Source organism: Halocalculus aciditolerans (genome assembly GCF_014647475.1).
Lineage (GTDB): Archaea > Halobacteriota > Halobacteria > Halobacteriales > Halobacteriaceae > Halocalculus > Halocalculus aciditolerans.
The window spans coordinates 71,931-92,006 of record NZ_BMPG01000004.1; the positions used below are offsets into that span (position 1 = coordinate 71,931).

The following is a 20,076-nucleotide window of genomic DNA, read 5'->3' on the forward strand; positions in this document are numbered from 1 at the left end:
CGAAGTGGACGGGCGAGAGATCTGGGCGTATGGATGCCTCGCGGCGTCACGCCCTCCAGGTCGCTGGCGCAACGGCGCTCACCGCGCTCGCCGGTTGTTCGGCGAACAGCGCACTCGACGCGTCTGAGCCGGAGACGACGTACACGCTCTCCACCGACTCGGTCGACCGGTCCCCAATCGAACACGCGCTCTACGAACCCGGCGACGACGCCCTCTTCGGCGAGCCGGAACGCACGGCGCTCGACGCCATTCTCCCCGACGGGCGGCACACGACGTACGGCTACCAGCCGCTTCCGGACGACGCCTACGTCGAAGACGACGGCACGTACTATCAGACGAAGCACGTCGTCACCGGGCGAGAGCGTATCGAGCGCCCGCTCGTTCGCGCTGACCCGGTTCCAGAGCAGGAAATCCCGGCCGATGCACTCTCCCTCGACTCGCTCAACCGGCCGAGCGCGCGGGTCGTGAAAATCCTCCACGGCCACAGCCAGTCCGGGGGGCGAACGGCGGGCGACCTCCTTCGCGGCGACGCCTACGTCCTCCGACGGCCCGCGGAACTCGACAGCGAACTCGCCTCGGGCGACGTCGACGGTCGCGTCGTCAGGCTGACCGAAGACGGCCCGTGGGCCTACCGCCTGCACGTGACCCGCGAATCACTCGCTGAGACCGCTTACACCGCCTTCGCCCTCGCTCTCACCGACTCTCGAACCCGCTTCCGAGACATCGTGTTCGCCTCCCGAATCGATACGACGCTCGCTCCAGCAGACCTCTCCGCGGCCGCACGAGACGACCTCACGCAAGCGATTACCGAGGGAACGTACCGTGAGACCGCCGCGCTATCTGACGGGTTCGGCGAGCTCCTGACCGCACTCGACCTCGGCCGCGAATCGACGAACGGCCGGCTCCTCTGGTACCAGAACCGGCTCTACCGGTACGGCCTCTACGTCGACGACGCGAAGTGATCAGACGGGCGAGCGGCTTTCGATCCAGCCGCCGAGGTCGCCGCCGAGCGTCCCGGTCGCCGCTGCGACGAAGCCGATGAAGCCGAGGAAGAGAACGGCAGTCGCGGCCGCCATCCCGAGGCCGGAGACACCGTAGGTTTGCGTGAAGTACCCGGTCGGGGTCGAGAGCGAGGCGACGGCGGGTAGCACGGCGAGCGTTGCGGCAGCAACGCCAGCGGAGCGACTCCGTCCGCCGTGGCGACGAGCGAGGAATCCGGCGAGAAAGCTCGCGGCGAAGACGACACCGAGCGAGTAGGACGTACGTTCCGCGGCGGTCAGAATCCGGTGTGTCTGGAGAGCGAACCCGAAGAGCCCGCCGAGCGCTGCGGCTCTCACCGACGGGTCGTCGCTCAACGCCCGGAGCGTGCGCAGGTCCACAGTAGGAGAGGTGACGGGAGCGGACGTGAAAAGCTTCACCCAGCGGTCGAGGAGGGACGAGCGTCAGAGGGCGTCTCCGCGTCTCACCGTAGAAGGGCTCAACGGCGGACGAGTTCGGAGTCGACGTACGCGGCGAGAGAGACGCGCGTTTCGGCGACGACATCGCGGTCGGTTGTCGCGCGGCCGTAGCGGGTGCCGGCGATGGTGGCGAAGACGTGTTCGGCGACGCGTGTCGTGTCGACGTCGCGGAAGACGCCGTCGTCGACGCCGCGTTGGATGATGTCGCGTATCGTGGCGGCGATCTTCTCGTCGAGGCGCGTGAACTGCTCGCGGAACGCGTCGTTCGAGACCGCTTGTGCGCGGAGAACGACGAGCACCGTGAAGATCCGGTGCGGTTTCTCGTCCTCGCGGAGCGGGAGGAGTTTCTCGACGAGGTGATCGAGGTCGGCCTTCGGGTCGTCGCCGAACTCCGTGTCGATGCTGCGTTCGAACCGGTCGATGGTGTAGTCGAGGAGCGCGACGAGCAAGTCGTCCTTCGAGTCGTAGTAGTAGTAGGTCGCCGCTTTCGACTTATCGAGTTCGTCGGCGATACGCGCCATCGAGAGGTCCGCGTACCCGTAGGAGAGGAGCGCCTGATAGGTCGCCTGCATGATCTCCTCCTCGGCGTCGCTCCACTTCTCCGCCGACGGAGGCGTCGACGTCATCGTCCCCCCACAGGACGGACTCCGCGCGCCTCGAACGCTGCTCGCTCCGAAACCCGAACCATACTGGGAGTAGGGATTCGGGAAGGATATGACCTTTGTCTACGTCGTTCGGCGAGCATCGCCGACACGACCTCCATCACCGCGACTACCGCCGTCGCCTTCCTGTTTGAAGCGGGGCTGGTGAACGCAGAGAAAAACGAAAGAGAACGCGTGAGAGGCGGTTCAGTCGCGGCGCAGCCAGATGAAGCCGCCGATGAGGAGGCCGGCGAGGATGACCGCGCCACCGCCGATGGGGAGGAGGGGGAGTGAGTCGGACTCGGCGATGCGAATCGGGACCGTGTAGTCCATCGTCTGGCGCGTCACGCCGTTCGGCTCCTCGTACGTGACGACCATGTCCAGCGGGTAGGTCGTCCCGCCGGAGGTGGCGGAGGCGCTGACGGCGTACGTGACGGTCTTCGTCTCACCGGGTGCGAGCGTCTCGATGTGGCTCGTGCGGTAGTTGCTCTCGATGGGACGCTGGAAGTACTGCGTCTCGAAGACGATGCTCGGCCGGATGTTGTGCACCGTCTCCTCGCCGTTGTTCGTCACTTGGAGGGTGAGGGGCGTCCAGTCGGAGCCCTTCGGCGTGTCGCCGCGTGTGCCGGACGGAACCGTGCCGACCGCAGTGATGTCGAACTGGTTCTCGTGCGGGGCGACCGGGACGGCGACGGTGTGCCCGTCGCTCGGGTAGCGGTCGCCGTAGTCGTTGTCGTAGTTGACGGTGAAGGTGAGCGGGAGCGAGCTCACGTTCGCGGTCTTCGGGATCGACCCGCCGTTGAACGCGAAGTGCACGGACTCGCCCGCATCGAGTTCACCCAGCGCGTACTGCTGCTGGTCGAACGTCGCGTCCGTCCCCTTCGCCGAGAGGGCGAGCGTCGCGTTGCTGACCCGCTCGGAGCCGTCGTTCACGACGGTGCCGGTGAGCGTTCCGTCCTTGCGGCCGATCCGGAGCGAGGCGTCGACGTTCCGGATCGAGAACGTCTGTTTCGGCTGCGGTCGGAGCGTCGAGACGAGGCGGTTCGACTGGCGCGTGACGCCGTCCGCGTCGTCGAACTCGACGCTGACCGGCACGGAGTAGTTGTGGACGCCGGTCGTATCGGCGACCGCGGCGCTGTAGGTGAGCGTCTTGGTCTCGTTCGGCTCCCAGCGACTCACCGTGGTCGTCGCGGTCTGACCGGATGCGCCGAAGGAAACGTCCGTCGACTGCGAGGCGACTTTCACGACCGCGTTCTTCGCGACTTCGGAGCCCGTGTTCTTCATCGTGACCGAATACTCACCGCGCTGTGCGACGTTCACGTCCGTCCGCGTGTCGACGACTTCGAACGCCGCGCGGTCGGTGACGACGACGGGAATGTTGAACGTCTCCACGTTGTCGTCGTTCTCGTAGCGCAGGTTCTCGCGGCCCTGCTGGTAGTAGACGTCGGAGGTGTGGTCGTAGTGCGCGGTGACCTTGAGGTGGTAGGTCCCGGGCTCCGTCCCCTCAGGTACCGTCACCTCGATGGGGTACGGACCGTTCGAGCCCATGCGGACGGTCCCCGCGGGGTAGTGGTCGGTGTGGACCTCGATCGGCGTCCCGTTGTCGTCGACGTCGAGGGACACCGAGCGGGCGATCTGGACGCGTTGTTCGTACGCGGTCGGGCCACCGCGGTCGAGGTCACCGTTGTTCTGGATGTAGAGGCTGATGGTGTCCTCGGTGCCCGGAACGAACTCGTTGTTCGTCGCCGTGCCGGTGAGTGACGGTCCACCGGAGACGTGTTCGACGGCCGCGACGATACCGGGCGCGGCGCTGAAGAGGAGCAGTGCGATTACCGCTGTCGTTGCGATTTTCGTGTGTTTCATGTCGTGTTGTGGTTAGTCGCTGGTCGGTTGCGTGCCGGTGCTCTCGGAGCCGTCCTCCTCCATCGCTTCGACGTTCGACTGCTCGGACAGCCGAAGCTCGGGGATGAGGATGGCGATGAGGAAGGCGACGACGAGGACGGGAATGACAGAATAAAACATCTTGTCCATGCTCAGCGAGACGGCGCGGATGACTTCCTCACGGAGGACGCGACTGACCTGTGGCGTGTGCAGGGAGACGGGGCCGAGCGACCCGCGGCTCTGTGCGCGCCCCGTGATGCGGACCATCCGACTGCTGAGTTCGTTGCTGTAGATAGAGCCGAAGACGGCGACGCCGAGGCCGCCCGCGAGCGAGCGGAGGTAGGAGAGCGTCGTGGTGACCGACCCGAGGTCGGCGGGGCCGACGGCGTTCTGCGCGGCCGTCGTGAGCACGGGCATGATCATCCCGAAGCCCGCGCCGGTGATGGCGAGATACCCGGCGAGCACGCGGAAGGACGTCCCGCCGTGGATGGTGGAGAGGAAGAAGAACCCGACGCCGGCGAGCACCGACCCGACGACGGGGAACGGCTTGTACCGGCCGGTTCGGGTGAGGAGTTGGCCGATGACGAAGGACATGCCGGTCATGCCGAGAATCATCGGCGCGAGCAGGACGCCCGCGTAGGTCGCGGACACCCCGCGCGTGTACTGGAGGAACGTCGGGACGTAGGAGATGACGAGGAGGCGGCCGACGCCGGCCGTGAAGCTGAGGCCGAGACAGCCCGCGACCACCGGGTTTCGGAAGAGGTGGAGGGGGAGAATCGGCTCGTCGACCGAGTACTCCTGGAAGAGGAAGAGCGCGATCGCCATTATCGTGGCGAACGCGAGCGTGAGGATCTGCCAGGAGAGCCACTCGTAGTCGGAGCCGCCCCACTCGGAGAGGAAGACGATGCCGACGGTCGTGACGAGGAGGAGACAGACGCCGAGCACGTCGATGGTGTGGTCCTCGTCGGGAATCGGGAGGTCGAGTGTCGGCTCGATGACCGCGAGCGACGCGAGCCCGATGGGGAGGTTGATGAGGAAGATGAGCCGCCACGTGTAGTGGTCGGAGAGCCATCCGCCGAGGAGGGGGCCGCCGACGTTCGAGAGCCCCATCAGGATGACGAGGAAGCTGACGTACTTCCCGCGTTCGCGCGGGCTGAAGAGGTCGCCGATGATGGTCATCGCGAGCGAGATGAGACCGCCGCCGCCGATGCCCTGAAGCGCGCGGAAGAGCGTGAGCTGCGTGACGTCCTGTGCGACGCCGCAGAGCCCCGAGCCGACGAGGAACGCGAGGATCGCGAACTCGAAGAGTCCCTTCCGGCCGTACATGTCGCTCAGTCGGCCGTAGAGCGGCATCGTCGCCGCCATGGTGATGAGGTAGGACGTGACGATCCACGTGATCTTGTCCGTGCCCGCGCCGAGTTCGTTGAGGATTTTCGGGAGCGCGGCGGAGACGATGGTCTGGTCGAGCGCCGCCATCAGCACGGCGAGCATGATGCCGATGAGGATGACGAGTCGTTCGCGTCCGATACCGTCGTCCTGTGTCTCACTCATGGCGTCGACGTCCGGGCGGTGAACCGTGGGTGACTGGGAGTGTGACGATACATACGACCTACTGGCTGAGCACCGGGTCGTGTGACGCGGCCCGCAGCGGGCTTTCCACCCCGTTTACTGGCCGTGAGTGGTCGTGAGCCCGCGTCGTACGGTCCGTTCGTGCGTTGCGCTGTCCGCACCACGCGACGGCGTCGGAGCCGGCCGGTGTCTCAGGTGGGGCCTGCGGCGCTCCGGAGTGCCGTGGCGGCGTGGAGAGCGCGTGTTGATCTGGTGGTGCCACGGTTTTAACGAACGTTCAATCAGTCATATGGCTTTTGAAACGGTGATCTCGAGTGAGGATCGCCGAATCCGCGCACAGACCCCGTTAGACGCCTCATCGATAGGTCAAAGGGATTCTTCACCGAACACTCTCCACTGAGAGATAGCCGTTCACTCCCGCTGGACGGCGGTGCGCGTTCCGGGATTTTTCTACCGCTCGGTTAGTAGTGTGGTCGCCTCGGGTGGCCGTCGCGGGGACGCGGCGCTGTGAGAGCGGCGTGCCACCAGAAGGGACGAGGAGGAGAGAGACGGGAGCGGCGGAGAACGACTCGGCGCTGGCGAGGTCGTTTCGCGTTCAGCCCTCGGTGAGTTCGTCGTCGTAGAGGCGGTACTGGAGGGCCTGGCGGATGTGGCGTTCGACCGGCTCGGAGTCGTTCTTCCGGAGCGCGCGCCGGAGGTGTTCTTCGACACTCAGTTCATCGGGGCTATCCGACGTCATGCGCGGGAGTTGTTTTGTCCGGGATAAAGTCGTTCGCAGCGTTCTCAGGGAGTGAAGCAACGGCGAATCGGTGTAACGCACCGAGACACGGGACCCGCGTCGTTCGGCGCGGTTTCGAAGGGAAACCGTGGCGGGGTCGTCGACGACGGTGGCGTCGAGGAGGGGTTCAGTAGCGGGTTTTGCCGGGTCAGTCGCGCGGGCGGGGAGCGTTGGTGGCGTGAGGGCTTCGAAAACGTTTATAGGTAGAGCGCAGTACGATACATCGAAGATACCGTTCGAGCGTTCGCTCTCGCGCGGCTATCGACTTATCGTCCCGACCTCTCGACACCGGGGAGCGTTCGACCTCCCGGTGTGGCGGGTTCGGGCAGTGTAACTCATGAGTACGACCCCACTCGAACGCGTTCGAGCCGACATTGAGGCTGAGACTCCCGACGACATCGACATCTCCAGGGTGACCTTCGAGGGCCCGGAGCTCATCATCTACAGCAGCACGCCGGAGAAGTTCGCGGCGCGGAGCGGGCTCATCGGCGAGCTCGCCGGAACAGTGAGAAAGCGCATCACGGTGCGTCCGGCGGAGGGCGCGCAGGCGAGTCCGGCGGAGGCGAAGCCGAAGATCGTGGAGATGATTCCGGAGGACGCGGGCATCACGAACCTCCAGTTCTACCCGGAGACCGGGGAAGTGCTCATCGAGGCGGAGAAACCCGGACTCGTTATCGGGCGGCACGCGAGCACGCTGCGCGACATCCAGCAGGAGGTCGGGTGGACGCCGGAGGTGCTGCGGACGCCGCCGATGGAGTCCTCGACGGTCGACAACGTCCGGAAGTTCCTCTTGGAGAACCGCGACGAGCGCCGGGAGTTCCTCGAGCGGACGGGCGAGCAGATTCACCGCGAGCCGATGCACGAGACGGACTACGTCCGAATCACGACGCTCGGCTGCTGTCGCGAAGTCGGGCGCGCGAGCTTCATCCTCAACACGCCCGAGTCCCGCATTCTCGTCGACTGCGGCGACAAACCCGGCGCGGAGGGCGAAGTCCCCTACCTCCAGTTGGAGGAGGCGAACCCGATCGCGAACCTCGACGCGGTCGTGCTCACGCACGCGCACCTCGACCACTCCGCGCTCCTCCCGCTCCTCTTCAAGTACGGCTACGACGGCCCCGTCTACACGACGCAGGCGACGCGCGACCTGATGGGCCTCCTCCAGCTCGACTACCTCGACGTCGCCTCGAAGGAGGGGCGGACGCCGCCCTACGAGTCCGAGATGGTCAGAGAGGAGCTCAAGCACACGATTCCGCTCGACTACGGCGACGTGACGGACATCGCGCCCGACGTGAAACTCACGTTCCACAACGCCGGGCACATCCTCGGGAGCGCGGTGTGTCACTTCCACGTCGGCGACGGCTTCCACAACGTCGTCTTCAGCGGCGACATCCACTACGAGGACACCCGCCTCTTCAACGGCGCGGTGAACGACTTCCCGCGCGCCGAGACGCTCGTCATGGAGTCCACGTACGGGAAGCGGAACGACCACCAGACCGACCAGGAGGAGTCCGAAGAGAAACTCCTCGACCTCATCCAAGAGACGCACGACGAGGGCGGGCAGGTCGTCATCCCCGCGTTCGCCGTCGGCCGCAGTCAGGAGCTCATGCTCGTCCTGGAGGAGGCGATGCGGGAGGGGGAGATTCCGACGATGCCCATCTACCTCGACGGGATGATTCGGGAGGCGACGGCGATTCACACGGCGTATCCAGAGTTCCTCCGTGACGGTCTCCGAGACCGCATCCTCCACGAGGACGAGAACCCCTTCCTCGCCGACCAGTTCCAGCAGGTCGACGGCGGGCGGGAGATGCGCGAGGACATCGCGGGCGACGACCCCTGCGTCATCCTCTCCACGTCCGGGATGGTCACCGGCGGCCCCATCATGGGGTGGCTGGAACTCCTCGGCGGCGACCCGGAGAACACGATGATCTTCGTCGGCTACCAGGCGCAGGGGACGCTCGGGCGGAGCATTCAGAGCGGGCGACGAGAGATCCCGTTCAGCGACCGCGGCAGCCGCACCAAGCAGTTGACGCTGCGGTTCGACGTCGAGTCCGTCAGCGGGTTCTCCGGGCACGCCGACCGCGGCGGCCTGATGGGGTTCGTCGAGACGATGCATCCGCGCCCGGAGAAGATCCTGTGCGTTCACGGCGACGAGGACGCCACCGACCAGTTCTCCTCGGCGCTCTACCAGGAGTTCAACGTCCGGACGCACGCCCCGAAGAACACCGAGACCTTCCGCCTCGACTAGCGGGTGACGGGTTCGGCGAACCGAACGTTTTCCGCGCGCGACCCCCGATTTTCGCGTATGGCTCTCGACGGAATCCGTGAGCGCGTGGTCTTTCTCGGGGGGAAAGCCGTCGGCGTCGACTGCCCGCACTGCTCGTTCGCGGGGCGCGACGCGCCGCTCGACCCGGGCGTGTTCGACGCAGTCACCTGCCCGGAGTGCGGCGGCGTCGTGCTCACCGAAGCGGAAAAAGCCGAGCTTCGGCGAGCCGGGAAGCTCTAGCTCAGGAGTGGAGGTCGGGGTGGCACTGGTCGAGCGCCTCGTGAACGGCGTCGCGGCGGCCGAGGAGCGTGAGGTGGTCGCCGTGTTCGAGCGTGTGCTCGGGTTTCGGGAGTTCGGAGTTGCCGTCGCGGCTGACGAGCGCGACGAGGACGCCGTCCGGGAGTTCCTGGTCGAGGTCGGCGATGGTCTTCCCGATGAGGGCGTCGGCGGTGACCTCGATCTCTTGGACGTCGCCGCTGCGGCCGAGTTCCGTCATCCACTCGGAGAGCGCGGGGCGCTCGATGGCGTTGTCCATCGACTGCGCGATGGAGTCGTCGGCGGCGATGGCGCGGACGCCGAGGTCCTCGAAGGCGGCGGCGTTCCGCGCGTTGTTCACGCGGGAGATGACAGAGTCGACGCCGAACTCGGACTTGCCGAGTTGCGCGACGAGGAGGTTCGCGTCGTCGTCTTCGGTCGCGGCGGCGACGATTTTCGCGTTCTCCGCGCCGGCCGCGCGCAAGACGCCGGTGTCCGTGCCGTCGCCGTGGTGGACGGTGAACCCCTCGTTCCGCGCGACTTCGACCTGTGATTGGTCGGCGTCGATGAGAATGACGTTTTCGCCACGGTCCTCCAGTCGTTTGGCGAGGCCTTGACCGACACGGCCCGCGCCGACGATGATAACGCGCATTGGGAGTATGTTGAGTGCTTCCGCGATGTGTCTGGCGAACCCGCCCTGCAGGACGACCGTCGAGAGAATGACGAGGAAGACGGTGCCGACGAGCGTCGTCGCCGCGGCCGGGTTCGTCGCTTGGAGTTCGAGCGCGAAGAGCGTCGCGACCGAGGCGGGAATGATGCCGCGGGGGCCGACGGCGCTCATGAAGACGCGCTCGTTGAACGTGAACCGCTGGCCGTGCGTGCTGAGGAGCACGGCGACGGGACGGATCACGAGAATGACGGCGGCGACGACGGCGACGCCGCCGAGGCCGAGCGTGAGGAGGTCGTCGAAGGAGAGGAGGGAGGCGAGCGAGATGAAGACGAAGGAGAGGACGATGAGCGTGATGTCGCCTTTGAACGACTCGATCTCTTCCTCGTAGGGGAGGTCGGCGTTCCCGAGGAGGAGACCGGCGACCGCGGTCGCGGCGATGCCGGCCTCGGAGGCGAGCGTCTGCGCGATGACGTAGGTCGCGAGCGCGCCGACGAGGATGACGAGGCGGGAGTGCCGGACGGCGTTCGACGCGGAGAAGTTCAGATTCGTGAGCGCGTACCAGAGAACGCCGGCGGCGAGCGCGCCGACGAGCACGCCGATGCCGAGTCGGGAGAAGAACGCCTCGACGAGGAAGGCGGGGCTGGTGTTGCCGGTGAGGACGATTTCGAACACCGCGATGGCGAGGAGCGCGGCGGTGACGTCGTTGATGATACCCTCCGTCTCCAGGGCCGCGCCGACGCGGTCCCTGACGGGGACGACGTCGAGGATGGGCGCGATGACGGTCGGCCCGGTGGCGATGAGGAGCGCGGAGATGAGGAAGGCGAGCGGCCACGACGCGCCGAGCGCGAAGTGCACGGTCACCGCGGTCCCGAGGAGCACGACGGCGGCACCGACCGTCACGAGCCGGAAGGTCTCGCGCGGCGTCTGCCGGAGCTTCGAGAGCTTCAGGTGGAACGCGCCTTCGAAGATGATAATCGCGACCGAGAGGCCGACGATGGCCGAGAGCGGGTCGGGGCCGCCGAACGCGGACAGCCCGACGAGGCCGAGGCCCTCCGGGCCGACGATGATGCCGGAGGCGATGAGGAAGAGGACGCTCGGAATCTGGAAGCGGTCGGCGAGGAGCTGGGAGAGGACGCCGAGGCCGAGGATGACGACGACGACGCTGAGGATGCCGGTCGCGCTCATCGGGGCGGCCCTCCGTGCGGCAGGCTGCCGGGCAGCGAGGTGCGGTGCGTCCGCGCGCGGTCCGGCGTGCGCCGAACGCGTGCCGCCTCACGCGACTCGCGGCCGAGCGACCGGCGGGCGTCGAGGCGGCGCGCGAGCCGCGATTTGTGGGGTGATTGTGTGTGGCGTCCGTTCGAGCTGGGTCGGCGTGTGAATCGGCGATTGTGAGGCATTGTGATCGGTGAGAAGACGAGGGGGCGACGAGTCAGTCGCGCGTCGGCTCTTCGAGCCGGCCGAGCGAGGCGTCGTCGCTCACGCCGGTCGAGGCGGCGAGCGTGCCGGTTTCGTCGGAACCCTCGAACCCCATGTATATGTTATACGTATCCTACTGGTTAAGCTTACTCCCTCTGGTCGACGGTTACCCGGCGGCCGTCGCCGGAATCGTCGATGCGGACGAGCGTATCGACGGTCGAGCGAATCGCCTCCAGCGACGCGCTCGAACACCGGTCCACGTCGAGCGTGAACACCTGCGGCGTCGTCTCCAGCTGGCGGCGGCAGAGCGCCAGAAGGCGGGAGACGGCCCGAACGGAGGTCTCGGCGAGGAGCTCCTCCAGCGAGTGAACGACGAGCGTCGAGTCGCCGTCGAAGCGTGCGATGACGTCGTCCACGGTGAGGAAGAGGGAGGTGTAGTCGCGGACGGTCGGGAGCGAATGGACGGGCGTCGCCGCGTACGGGTCGCTGTCGGCCGCGTCCTCGACGTCCACCTGGACGACGCCGAGGCGGCTGTCGGCGAGCAGCCGGTCGAAGTCCCGCGCGACGCGGTCGGCCGAATAGTCGGTAGAGACGACACAACACCCCGTCGCCGGTCGGAGTTCGTAGCCCGCGAGGAAGGCGAGGCCGACGTCCCACGCGTACGAGCGGTCGTCCGCGGCGACGACGAGCTGGCCGGGCGGGCGCTCCAGGTGCCGTTCGAGATACTCCGCGTCGTGGAACGCGCGCCGCGTGAACTCGCCGCGACTCGTCTCCGAGCGGGGGCGAACGTCGGAATCGTGACCGTGAGAGGCGGCCGTCGGGCGGTTTCGGGACACGAGAAATCGGGGAACGGCGGGACCGTTCCCCCACAGGACGACTCGACCGATGTCGGCGGACGGCGCGGCGCGGAGCCACGCGCTCGCGTGCGTCCAGCCGACCCCGATAGCTCGTGGCTGACCACGACGCCATCGGACGGGGTACATTCCCAGCGGACCGGGAATTGACTGCGTGTACGAACGCCGACGAGTTAACTCTTTCCCACCAATCGGAATTTGATTCCGATATTCGACGTCGAACCGACAAAATACACCGATTAATTGGCTGTTCGTCCACAAATGAGGAGATGGAGTGCTCAATGTCCGAGCGTCGTCGTCGAGTGGTCGTTAGACGACGCTGACCGCGCCGTGGAAGAGGCCGATGGTGATGAGGAGGCGGCCGAGGCTGCCGACGAAGGTGGCGACGGCGAATTTGACGTAGCTGCGTTCGAGGATGGCGAAGGCGTAGATGGAGACGGTGTCGGGGAAGAACGGCACGCAGAGCGCGATAGCGAGGCCGCCGTAGCCGTACCGCTGGGCGAGACTGACCGAGCGGCGTTCGGACCACGCGAGGACGTTCCAGCGCGAGCGGCGGAGCCACCGAGTGATGGGGCCGGACTCCTTGACTTCCTGGCCGATGTGGAAGGCGAAGACGCTGCCGGCGGCTTTCCCGAGCGCGCTGACGAGCATGACGGTGGCGAGGTTACCGTTCCCGCCGAGGCCGACATCGATGGGGGCGAGGAGGACGACTTCGCTGGGGCCGGGGAGGGCGAAGGCGATGAGGAAGGAGTAGCCGAGGACGAGGCCGAGGCCGGGCCAGCCGGTCGCGGACTCGACGAGCGCCCGGAGGCCGCCGAAGAGGGAGGCGACGTCGACGCCGAGGGCGGAGGGGAGGAAGAGCGCGAGCATCTAGAGGCTCCGCCCCCACGTCCAGTAGGTGTCGAGGGCGTAGCGATAGAAGCCGCTGACGACGATGGCGGCGGCGTTCGCGGGGAGGTAGGTGATGCCGCGCAGTTCGACGAGGGCGGCGAGCACGGCGAGCTGGATGGGGACGGCGGTGCCGCGGACGAGGTTCGTCTTCGCGAGCCCGCGGAGGTACTCGTAGGTCCCGGAGTGTCGGACGGCCCGGAACGTCCACGCGTTGTTGAGGACGTAGGAGAGGACGATGGTGAACTCGATGGCGAGCACCGCGCCGACGAGGTAGTCGAGGCCGCCGGCCTCGATGAGCGCCCAGAGGACGACCATCTGGACGCCGGCGGTGAAGATGCCGACGAGGACGAAGCGGCGGAGCTGCTGTGAGAACGTCCCGTCGTAGAGGTAGCGGAGGAGTCGCTGGACCATCTAGCGGTACCCCAGCGCTTCGAGGCGCGCTTCGAGGTCGGCGTCGGTCGAGGCGGCCGCCGCGTCCGCGCCGTGGCGGCGAATCCGGTCGGCGTGCTCGGCGGCGATGGCGCGGAAGGAGTCGATGCGTCGGGCTTCCTCGGGCGTCGGATTCGCGGCGCGGTCGGCCTGCTGGTCGGGGTCGGACGGCCGGTGGTAGAGCGCTTCGTCACCGTTCGCCGTGTTCCGGATGTACGTCCAGTCGTGGTCGCGGACGCTGACGAGGAGGTCGCCGTCGTCGAGCGAGCGCGGGATGGGCTGGAGGGTGACGTCGTCGCCGCGGACGGCGACGGAGACCACGGGCGCTTCGCTCGGGGTGTCGCCGGCGACGACGGTGGGGACGAGGGAGTTCCCGCGCCACGCGTCGGGCGCGCGGACGTCGAGGAGGTCGGCGACGGTGGGCGGGACGGCGTCGAGGCCGACGTGCTGGTCGACGCGCCGGGCGTCGGCACCGGGGACGTCGACGATGAGGGGGACGTTGATGAGTTCGTCGTAGAGCTTCGGGTAGTGGGCGAGGTGGCCGTGTTCCTGGAACTCTTCGCCGTGGTCGCCGGCGACGACGACCGCGGTGTCGTCGCGGACGCCGGTCTCGGCGAGGGTGTCGAGGAGGCGGCCGACGCTGGCGTCGACCTGGCGGGCGGCGGCCTGATAGAGGGTGCGGAGTTCGGCGAGCGTGCGGTCGTTGACGCTGAGGCCGAGGCCCGTGCGGGTGTGGGCGTGGAGCATTCGATGCGTGCCGAAGCGGCCGTCGGAGACCTCGCGGATGTAGCGGGGCGCGGGGACGTACGGAGTGTGGGTGTCCATGTAGTGCACCCAGAGGAAGAACGGCTCGGTGGCGTTCTCGACGAACTCGGTGGCGGCGTGTTCGACGTCGAACATCCGGGAGGCGTCGAGGAAGGGGCGTTCGTCGGTGTCGCCGCGGAGGCGCGCGCCGAGGCGGCGGGCGGGCGTGCCGGCGAGCTGGAGCCAGGCTTCGACGGTCGGGTGGGTCGCGAGGAAGCGACTGTAGAGGCCGCTGCCGACGCGCGTGACGAAGGAGTCGAAGGTATCGAATCCGTCGTCGTACCCCCAGTGGCGAGTGAGGAAGCCGTTCGCGGCGTTAAAACCACCGGTAGCGATGCCGGCGTCGGAGAGTTCGCGGGCGAGCGTCGGCGACTCGGTGACGCCGATGCTGCCGGTGTCGGCGAACACGGGGCGTGACGCGAGAATCGACGGGAAGGAGAAGGGCGTCCAGTTCCCGTTCGCGAAGGCGTTCTCGAAGACGGTCCCGCGTTCGGCGAGACCGTCGATGACTGGCGTGTGTCGGTCCGCGTCGTACGCGCCGACGGCGTCGGCGCGGAGCGAGTCGACGGTCACCAGCACGACGTTCGAGGGGGTGGCTCCAGACATGGTGAACACGGTTCGGGGCAGCGCGCTGCCCGAGAGTCCGTTCGATTATTGTCGATACTAGCCGCTCAGTCAGACTTAGCGGTTGTGGTGAGCCGTCTAGTCGCCGACAGAACCCGGTCGCGCCGGCGAGCGCGACGCCCCCACGTCGACCGCGAGCGTGACCGAGAACGCGCACGATCACCAGTCGAGTTATTAATTCTCTCGCTGAGAGTGGCAATCTTTGGCAGTACTGGCGGCGAGCGTAGCAGTCGAGTTAATAACGGTGGTGCGTCTAGAGACACGTAATGAGCCCCACGGGTCCGAGAACGAAGCGCGACCGCCGGGGGCACGACGCCGCGGACGCGGAAACGGTGACCGTGCGGCTGACCGTGCCCGACATGGACTGTGCGTCCTGCGCGGGGAAGGTCGAGAGCAGCCTGGAGCGCGTGCCGGGCGTCGTCGAGTACGAGACGCGGCCGACGACGGGCCGCGTCGTCGTGACCTCCGACGCCGAATCGACCGACGAAGCCGGCGTCGTCGCCGCTATCGAAGGCGCGGGCTACGACGTCGTCGGCACGGACGGCGACGGCGAGCGCGACGACGGTCACGGGCACGACCACGGGTCGGGCGCGGGGAGCGTGTGGCGGAGCACGCGCGCGACCGAGACCGCGGTCAGCGGCGTGCTGCTCGGGTTCGGCCTCCTCTCCGAGTTCGTGCTCGCGGGGGCGAATCCGCCGGTCGCGAGCCTCCTCGGTGAGCCGATTCACCTCGCGGACGCCTTCTTCCTCGTCGCGGTCGCCGTCGGCGGGCAGGCCATCTTCCGGAACGGCTACTACTCCGCGAAGAACCGCAACCTCGACATCGACCTCCTGATGTCCGTCGCCATCGCCGGCGCGCTCGCGGCGAGCCTCGCGTTCGGGGAGGCGCTCTACTTCGAGGCCGCGACGCTCGCCGTCCTGTTCAGCGTCGCCGAGCTCCTAGAGCGCGCGTCGATGGACCGCGCCCGCGACTCCCTCCGGGAGCTGATGGACCTCTCGCCGGACGAGGCGACGGTGAAACGCGATGGCGGCACGGAGACCGTCCCCGTCGAAACCGTCGCGGTCGGCGACGTCATCGCGGTGAAGCCCGGGGAGAAGATTCCGATGGACGGCGTCGTCGTCGGCGGCGAGAGCGCCGTCAATCAAGCGCCCATCACGGGCGAGTCCATCCCGGTCGACAAAGCCGTCGACGACGACGTCTACGCCGGCACAGTCAACGAATCGGGCTACCTCGAAATCGAAGTGACCGCGGAGTCCGGCGACGACACGCTGTCGCGCATCGTGACGATGATCGAAGGCGCACAGTCGGCGCAGACCGAGCGCGAGCAGTTCGTCGAGCGCTTCGCGGACTACTACACGCCGGTCGTCGTCGCGTTCGCCGTGGTCGTCACGCTCGCCAGCCCCGCCGTCCTCGGCGTGGCGTGGTCCGAAGCGGTCGTGTACGGGCTGACGCTCCTCGTGCTCGCCTGCCCGTGTGCGTTCGTCATCGCCACGCCCGTGTCGGTGGTGTCGGGCGTGACGAGCGCCGCGAAGAACGGCGTGCTCATCAAGGGCGGGAAGTACCTGGAGGCCGCCGGCGACGTCGACGCCGTCGCGTTCGATAAGACGGGGACGCTCACGACGGGCGAACTCACCGTGACGGACGTCGTCCCGCTCAACGGGAACACCGAGGCGGACGTCCTGCGGTGTGCGCGCGGCCTGGAGAAGCGCAGCGAACACCCCATCGGGGAGGCCATCGTGGCGCGCGCCGACACCGCCGCCGTCGCGGACCCCGAAGTCGACGCGTTCGAGAGCATCACCGGGAAGGGCGTTCGCGCGGACCTCGCCGGAGAGACGCACTACGCGGGGAAGCCCGGGCTCTTCGCGGACCTCGGGTTCGACCTCTCGCACGTCCACGCGACGACCGACGGCGGCGTCGTGACGCGCACCACCCAGCAGCTCTGTGAGCGCCACGACTGCCTCGACCTCCTCGCCGAGACGGTCCCCGACCTCCAAGCCGAGGGGAAGACGGTCGTGCTCGTCGGCACGGAAGACGAGCTCGAGGGCGTCATCGCGGTCGCCGACGAAGTCCGCGAGGAAGCGAAACGAACCATCGAGCGCCTGAAGGCGGCGGGCGTCGAGCGGACCGTGATGCTCACGGGCGACAACGCCCGCACGGCGAAGGTCATCGCCGAGCGGGTCGGCGTCGACGACTACCACGCCGAACTCCTCCCCGAGGCGAAAGTCGACGCCGTCGAAGCGCTCGTCGCCGAACACGACGGCGTCGCGATGGTCGGCGATGGCATCAACGACGCGCCCGCGATGGCGACGGCCACCGTCGGCATCGCCATGGGCGCGGCCGGCACCGACACCGCGCTCGAAACCGCGGACGTCGCCCTCATGAGCGACGACCTCTCGAAGCTCCCTTACCTCTACGAACTCGCCGACACGGCGAACGGCGTCATCAGGCAGAACGTCGCCGCGAGCCTCCTCGTCAAAGCCGGCCTCGCGCTCGCCGTCCCCTTCGGCTACGTCCCCATCTGGCTCGCCGTGCTCGCCGGCGACGCCGGCATGACCGTCGGCGTCACGGCGAACGCCATGCGGCTCTCCCGAATCCGCGCCGAGGAGTGAGCACGGGGAGAGTCGACTCGGGGAGACCGAAGCCGTCTCCGACTTTTCGGAAGCCACTCCCCCTGCAGTGAGGAGCCTGTACGGGGAGAGGCCGTCGGGAGTTCCCGGAGTACCGGGACAGGGACGGCGGGCGGCGGATCGACTTCGACGACTACGTGGCGGACATCGAGTCGCTGACGGGCAGCTCTCTCGCGCCGGACCCGAGTGACGGAGAAGCGTACCGCGCGAGCGCGTTCTCGTCCACGCGAGAGGTCGAGGCGGTCGCCGCGTGCCTCGACGAGCGCGCGGGAGACGCAGGCGACTGAGCGCCCACGGCGGCGCGGTTCTCGAAGGGACGCGCGACGCGTCGACAGCTACTGGCGAGCGTGGCGCGCGAGGGACTGACGGCTCTCCGCGAATCGGCTAGGTGTGCGAGAGTGCGTCAGTCGGCGGCCTGGCCGCCGTCGACGGGGAGCGTGTGGCCGGTGATGTAGGAGGCGTCGTCGGAGGCGAGGAAGGCGGCGACGCCGGCCATCTCCTCGGGTTCGGCGGCGCGCCCCATGGGGATGTCCGTCATCGCGGAGGTGTCGAAGGGGAGGGTGCTCGGGTCGGCGTTCCCGCCCTTCGAGTTCGCCTGGATGTTCGTGTTCGTCGGGCCGGGCGCGATGGCGTTCACGCGAATTCCCCGACTCGCGTACTCCAGGGCGACGGACTTGGTGAGGCCGACGACGCCGTGTTTGCTCGCCGAGTAGCTCGCGAGCCCGCCCATCCCGACGAGCCCGGCCTCGGAGGCGGTGTTGACGATGACCCCGCTCCCCTGGTCTTCCATGACGGGGAGTTCGGCCTTCAGACACGCCCAGACGCCCTTGAGGTTGATGTCGAGGAGGCGGTCCCAGTTCTCGTCGGTGATGTCGGTGGCTTCGGCGAAGCCGGTGAGGATGCCGGCGTTGTTGTGCGCGATGTCGAGGCTGCCGTAGGTGTCGACGGCGACGTCGACCATGTTCTCGACGGCGGCGGTGTCGGAGACGTCGACGGCGACGAACACGGCGTCGCCGCCCGCGTCCTCCACGAGGTCGACGGTCTCTCGGCCCGCTTCTTCGGCGACGTCGGCGACGACGACGCTCGCGCCTTCCTCGGCGAAGCGGAGCGCCGACGCCCGGCCGATACCCGACCCCCCACCGGTTACGACTGCCGTCTTCCCGTCGAATCCGTACATGATTGTCTCTCAACGAGTGGGACGCGGTCGGGGGAGATAGCCGTTCGCATCAAGTCGCTGTCCAAAGCGCCGAGAGCAGACGGGCGAAGAGAGTCAAGGAAAGTGACGGAGCGTGGAGTCGTGGACTCGGTGGGTTTTTCGCTCGGAGACGCGAACTAGCTCGGTATGCGAACGCGGACCGCCGTCGCCGTTCTCGTCGTGATGCTCGCGCTCGGCGGCGTCGCCGCGTACGGGCTGACGCAGGGGCCGTCGGGCTCGCTCTCGACGGAGTGGGTGTCGGATACGTCGCGGGCGAACGAGGTGAACCACCACCCGCTCGCGGTCGGCACGCTCGACGGCGAGCCGCTCGTCGTCGCGCCCGTGAGTTCCGTCGCCGGGCCAGACGCGAAATGTTCGTTCGTCGCGTTCGACGCGACGGGCGCGACGCGGTGGACGCACGACGTCGACGAGTCGGCGTGCGCGATTCACGGCATCGGCGACGTCGAACTGGCGGACGCGACCGGCGACGGCACGGTCGACGTGCTCGCGCCGACGACCGAGGAAGTCCTCTACGCCCTCGACGCGCGAGACGGGAGCGTGACGTGGACGGCGAACCTCACCGCCTACGGCTACGCCGGGCCGACCGTTCTCACCGACCCGGAGCGAGTCGTCGTCCAGCCCGACACGGCGGGCGTCGTCTTCGGCTTCGACGAGAACGGCTCCACCCTGTGGCGGCACGACCTCGACGAGTACGTCTCGGCGGACACGCGGAGCGTGACGCTCGGCGACGGGCGGCGGGGCGTGGCGGTGGGGTCGAGCGGGCACGTGACGGTCTTCGACGCGAACGGGACGGTCGTCTGGCAGGACGCGGCGCGGGCGACGTGGCTCGAAACCGCGGAAATAGACGGGGAGCGGAGTCTCGTCGCGTCCGGCGGGTCGTCGGTGACAGTCTTCTCGGTGAACGGGACGGAGCGCTGGGAGCGAGATGGGTTCAAACGGCCGGCGCTCCACGACGTCGTGGACGGCGACGGCGACGGGGTGAAGGAGCTCTACCTCGGGAGCGGCGGGGATACGGTCGCGGCGCTGAACGCGCGGACGGGGGAGACGGAGTGGGAGACGACGCTGTCGACGGACGCGAACATCCTCCCTGCGCCGGTGGTCGGCGACCTGGACGGCGACGGCGAGACGGAGGTGGTGGCGGCGACGAACGACGGCGTCGTACACGTCCTCGACGCGGAGAGCGGGGAAGTGATGGCGTCGAGCGAGCGCGACGTGAGCGTCTGGGTGCATCCGACGCTCGCCGACCTCGACGGCGACGGACAGGACGAGATTCTGGTGATGTACGGGGACGGGCGAGTGGTCGCGCTCTCCTACGAGGGAGACCGATGAGCGGGCCGCCGACCGCGGCGACTCCGCTCCTCAACGCCGTGCTCCTCGCGTGCCTCCTGCTCAGCGGCGGGGTTCTCGTGCTCTCACTGGTCGCGTACGCGCGGCGGCGAACGCGCTCCATCCTCCTCCTCGTCGCGGCGTTCGCGGCGCTCTGCGCGCACTCGCTCGTCGCCGTGCTCATGCTCGCCGGCGTCGTCACCGAGAGCACCCACCACCTCGCCGAGCACACACTCGTCCTCGTGCAGTCCGGGCTCGTGCTCGCCGCCGTCTACTACGCGCGCACCGTCGAGCGCGCCGCGGACGAATGAGTCGACCTTAGTAGGACGAATCCGAAGCGTGGAGTACTAGCGATGGTCGTGACAGGAGGCGGGC

18 protein-coding genes are annotated in these 20,076 nt (G+C 68.0%); 7 read left to right on the plus strand and 11 right to left on the minus strand.

All coding sequences use genetic code 11. The features are described from left to right. The first annotated feature begins 29 nt into the window (after positions 1 to 29). Positions 30 to 962, plus strand: a complete 933-nt coding sequence (locus tag IEY26_RS17510) for a hypothetical protein (protein WP_229774146.1) — start codon at positions 30 to 32, stop codon at positions 960 to 962. On the opposite strand, the gene IEY26_RS13980 is transcribed toward IEY26_RS17510, so the two are convergent. From IEY26_RS13980 to IEY26_RS14000, 5 genes are all read right to left on the minus strand, one after another. Next, the gene (locus IEY26_RS13980) at positions 963 to 1,379 is read right to left on the minus strand and encodes a DUF5518 domain-containing protein (RefSeq protein WP_188980012.1); all 417 of its coding nucleotides are present in this window, start codon (positions 1,377 to 1,379) and stop codon (positions 963 to 965) included. It abuts the gene before it with no gap. Positions 1,380 to 1,477: 98 nt separating this feature from the next. Further along, complete coding sequence (locus IEY26_RS13985) at positions 1,478 to 2,083, minus strand: TetR/AcrR family transcriptional regulator (protein ID WP_188980013.1); 606 nt, start codon at positions 2,081 to 2,083, stop codon at positions 1,478 to 1,480. A 222-nt stretch (positions 2,084 to 2,305) separates the two neighbouring features. Further along, the gene (locus IEY26_RS13990; protein WP_188980015.1) at positions 2,306 to 3,961 is read right to left on the minus strand and encodes a COG1361 S-layer family protein; all 1,656 of its coding nucleotides are present in this window, start codon (positions 3,959 to 3,961) and stop codon (positions 2,306 to 2,308) included. A 12-nt stretch (positions 3,962 to 3,973) separates the two neighbouring features. Then, a complete protein-coding gene (locus IEY26_RS13995) occupies positions 3,974 to 5,530 on the minus strand; it encodes an MDR family MFS transporter (RefSeq protein WP_188980017.1) in 1,557 nt (518 codons plus the stop codon). 613 nt (positions 5,531 to 6,143) lie between these two features. Continuing rightward, complete coding sequence (locus IEY26_RS14000) at positions 6,144 to 6,287, minus strand: hypothetical protein (RefSeq protein ID WP_188980019.1); 144 nt, start codon at positions 6,285 to 6,287, stop codon at positions 6,144 to 6,146. A 376-nt stretch (positions 6,288 to 6,663) separates the two neighbouring features. Here IEY26_RS14000 and IEY26_RS14005 point away from each other — a divergent pair, with 376 nt between their 5' ends. Next, a complete protein-coding gene (locus IEY26_RS14005) occupies positions 6,664 to 8,571 on the plus strand; it encodes a beta-CASP ribonuclease aCPSF1 (RefSeq protein ID WP_188980021.1) in 1,908 nt (635 codons plus the stop codon). Between the two features lie 57 nt (positions 8,572 to 8,628). After that, the gene (locus IEY26_RS14010) at positions 8,629 to 8,829 is read left to right on the plus strand and encodes a hypothetical protein (RefSeq protein ID WP_188980023.1); all 201 of its coding nucleotides are present in this window, start codon (positions 8,629 to 8,631) and stop codon (positions 8,827 to 8,829) included. Between the two features lies 1 nt (position 8,830). Here IEY26_RS14010 and IEY26_RS14015 read toward each other — a convergent pair whose 3' ends face one another. From IEY26_RS14015 to IEY26_RS14035, 5 genes are all read right to left on the minus strand, one after another. Then, the gene (locus tag IEY26_RS14015) at positions 8,831 to 10,699 is read right to left on the minus strand and encodes a cation:proton antiporter domain-containing protein (RefSeq protein ID WP_188980025.1); all 1,869 of its coding nucleotides are present in this window, start codon (positions 10,697 to 10,699) and stop codon (positions 8,831 to 8,833) included. Between the two features lie 377 nt (positions 10,700 to 11,076). Continuing rightward, entirely contained in the window at positions 11,077 to 11,766 is a 690-nt protein-coding gene (locus IEY26_RS14020; RefSeq protein WP_188980026.1) for a hypothetical protein, read from the minus strand. A 327-nt stretch (positions 11,767 to 12,093) separates the two neighbouring features. Next, positions 12,094 to 12,654: a YqaA family protein gene (locus IEY26_RS14025; protein ID WP_188980028.1), complete on the minus strand. Its 561-nt coding sequence runs from the start codon at positions 12,652 to 12,654 to the stop codon at positions 12,094 to 12,096. Beyond that, positions 12,655 to 13,086: a GtrA family protein gene (locus IEY26_RS14030; RefSeq protein WP_188980030.1), complete on the minus strand. Its 432-nt coding sequence runs from the start codon at positions 13,084 to 13,086 to the stop codon at positions 12,655 to 12,657. Then, the gene (locus tag IEY26_RS14035; protein WP_188980032.1) at positions 13,087 to 14,514 is read right to left on the minus strand and encodes a sulfatase; all 1,428 of its coding nucleotides are present in this window, start codon (positions 14,512 to 14,514) and stop codon (positions 13,087 to 13,089) included. Positions 14,515 to 14,798: 284 nt separating this feature from the next. On the opposite strand from IEY26_RS14035, the gene IEY26_RS14040 reads away from it, so the two are divergent. Next, complete coding sequence (locus tag IEY26_RS14040) at positions 14,799 to 17,141, plus strand: heavy metal translocating P-type ATPase (protein WP_188980033.1); 2,343 nt, start codon at positions 14,799 to 14,801, stop codon at positions 17,139 to 17,141. A 155-nt stretch (positions 17,142 to 17,296) separates the two neighbouring features. Then, positions 17,297 to 17,446, plus strand: a complete 150-nt coding sequence (locus tag IEY26_RS14045) for a hypothetical protein (protein ID WP_188980035.1) — start codon at positions 17,297 to 17,299, stop codon at positions 17,444 to 17,446. Between the two features lie 116 nt (positions 17,447 to 17,562). Here IEY26_RS14045 and IEY26_RS14050 read toward each other — a convergent pair whose 3' ends face one another. Beyond that, positions 17,563 to 18,336 carry an SDR family NAD(P)-dependent oxidoreductase gene (locus IEY26_RS14050; RefSeq protein ID WP_188980037.1) on the minus strand — a complete coding sequence of 258 codons (774 nt, stop codon included), beginning with the start codon at positions 18,334 to 18,336 and terminating at the stop codon, positions 17,563 to 17,565. A 165-nt stretch (positions 18,337 to 18,501) separates the two neighbouring features. On the opposite strand from IEY26_RS14050, the gene IEY26_RS14055 reads away from it, so the two are divergent. Next, positions 18,502 to 19,704: an outer membrane protein assembly factor BamB family protein gene (locus tag IEY26_RS14055; RefSeq protein ID WP_188980039.1), complete on the plus strand. Its 1,203-nt coding sequence runs from the start codon at positions 18,502 to 18,504 to the stop codon at positions 19,702 to 19,704. Next, positions 19,701 to 20,012 (plus strand): DUF7471 family protein, encoded by a 312-nt coding sequence (locus IEY26_RS14060; protein WP_188980041.1) that lies wholly within the window; start codon positions 19,701 to 19,703, stop codon positions 20,010 to 20,012. The genes IEY26_RS14055 and IEY26_RS14060 overlap by 4 nt, the downstream gene beginning before the upstream one ends. The last annotated feature ends 64 nt before the right edge of the window (positions 20,013 to 20,076 follow it).

Excerpts from the sequence above, each read along its gene's own strand:
- IEY26_RS13995 (WP_188980017.1), bottom strand. The coding sequence starts at position 5,530 with ATGAGTGAGACACAGGACGACGGTATCGGACGCGAACGACTCGTCATC.
- IEY26_RS14035 (WP_188980032.1), bottom strand. The coding sequence starts at position 14,514 with ATGTCTGGAGCCACCCCCTCGAACGTCGTGCTGGTGACCGTCGACTCG.
- IEY26_RS14055 (WP_188980039.1), top strand. The coding sequence starts at position 18,502 with ATGCGAACGCGGACCGCCGTCGCCGTTCTCGTCGTGATGCTCGCGCTC.
- IEY26_RS13990 (WP_188980015.1), bottom strand. The coding sequence starts at position 3,961 with ATGAAACACACGAAAATCGCAACGACAGCGGTAATCGCACTGCTCCTC.
- IEY26_RS14005 (WP_188980021.1), top strand. The coding sequence starts at position 6,664 with ATGAGTACGACCCCACTCGAACGCGTTCGAGCCGACATTGAGGCTGAG.
- IEY26_RS14025 (WP_188980028.1), bottom strand. The coding sequence starts at position 12,654 with ATGCTCGCGCTCTTCCTCCCCTCCGCCCTCGGCGTCGACGTCGCCTCC.
- IEY26_RS13985 (WP_188980013.1), bottom strand. The coding sequence starts at position 2,083 with ATGACGTCGACGCCTCCGTCGGCGGAGAAGTGGAGCGACGCCGAGGAG.
- IEY26_RS14050 (WP_188980037.1), bottom strand. The coding sequence starts at position 18,336 with ATGTACGGATTCGACGGGAAGACGGCAGTCGTAACCGGTGGGGGGTCG.
- IEY26_RS14010 (WP_188980023.1), top strand. The coding sequence starts at position 8,629 with ATGGCTCTCGACGGAATCCGTGAGCGCGTGGTCTTTCTCGGGGGGAAA.
- IEY26_RS14015 (WP_188980025.1), bottom strand. The coding sequence starts at position 10,699 with ATGAGCGCGACCGGCATCCTCAGCGTCGTCGTCGTCATCCTCGGCCTC.
- IEY26_RS17510 (WP_229774146.1), top strand. The coding sequence starts at position 30 with ATGGATGCCTCGCGGCGTCACGCCCTCCAGGTCGCTGGCGCAACGGCG.
- IEY26_RS14040 (WP_188980033.1), top strand. The coding sequence starts at position 14,799 with ATGAGCCCCACGGGTCCGAGAACGAAGCGCGACCGCCGGGGGCACGAC.
- IEY26_RS14000 (WP_188980019.1), bottom strand. The coding sequence starts at position 6,287 with ATGACGTCGGATAGCCCCGATGAACTGAGTGTCGAAGAACACCTCCGG.
- IEY26_RS14060 (WP_188980041.1), top strand. The coding sequence starts at position 19,701 with ATGAGCGGGCCGCCGACCGCGGCGACTCCGCTCCTCAACGCCGTGCTC.
- IEY26_RS14030 (WP_188980030.1), bottom strand. The coding sequence starts at position 13,086 with ATGGTCCAGCGACTCCTCCGCTACCTCTACGACGGGACGTTCTCACAG.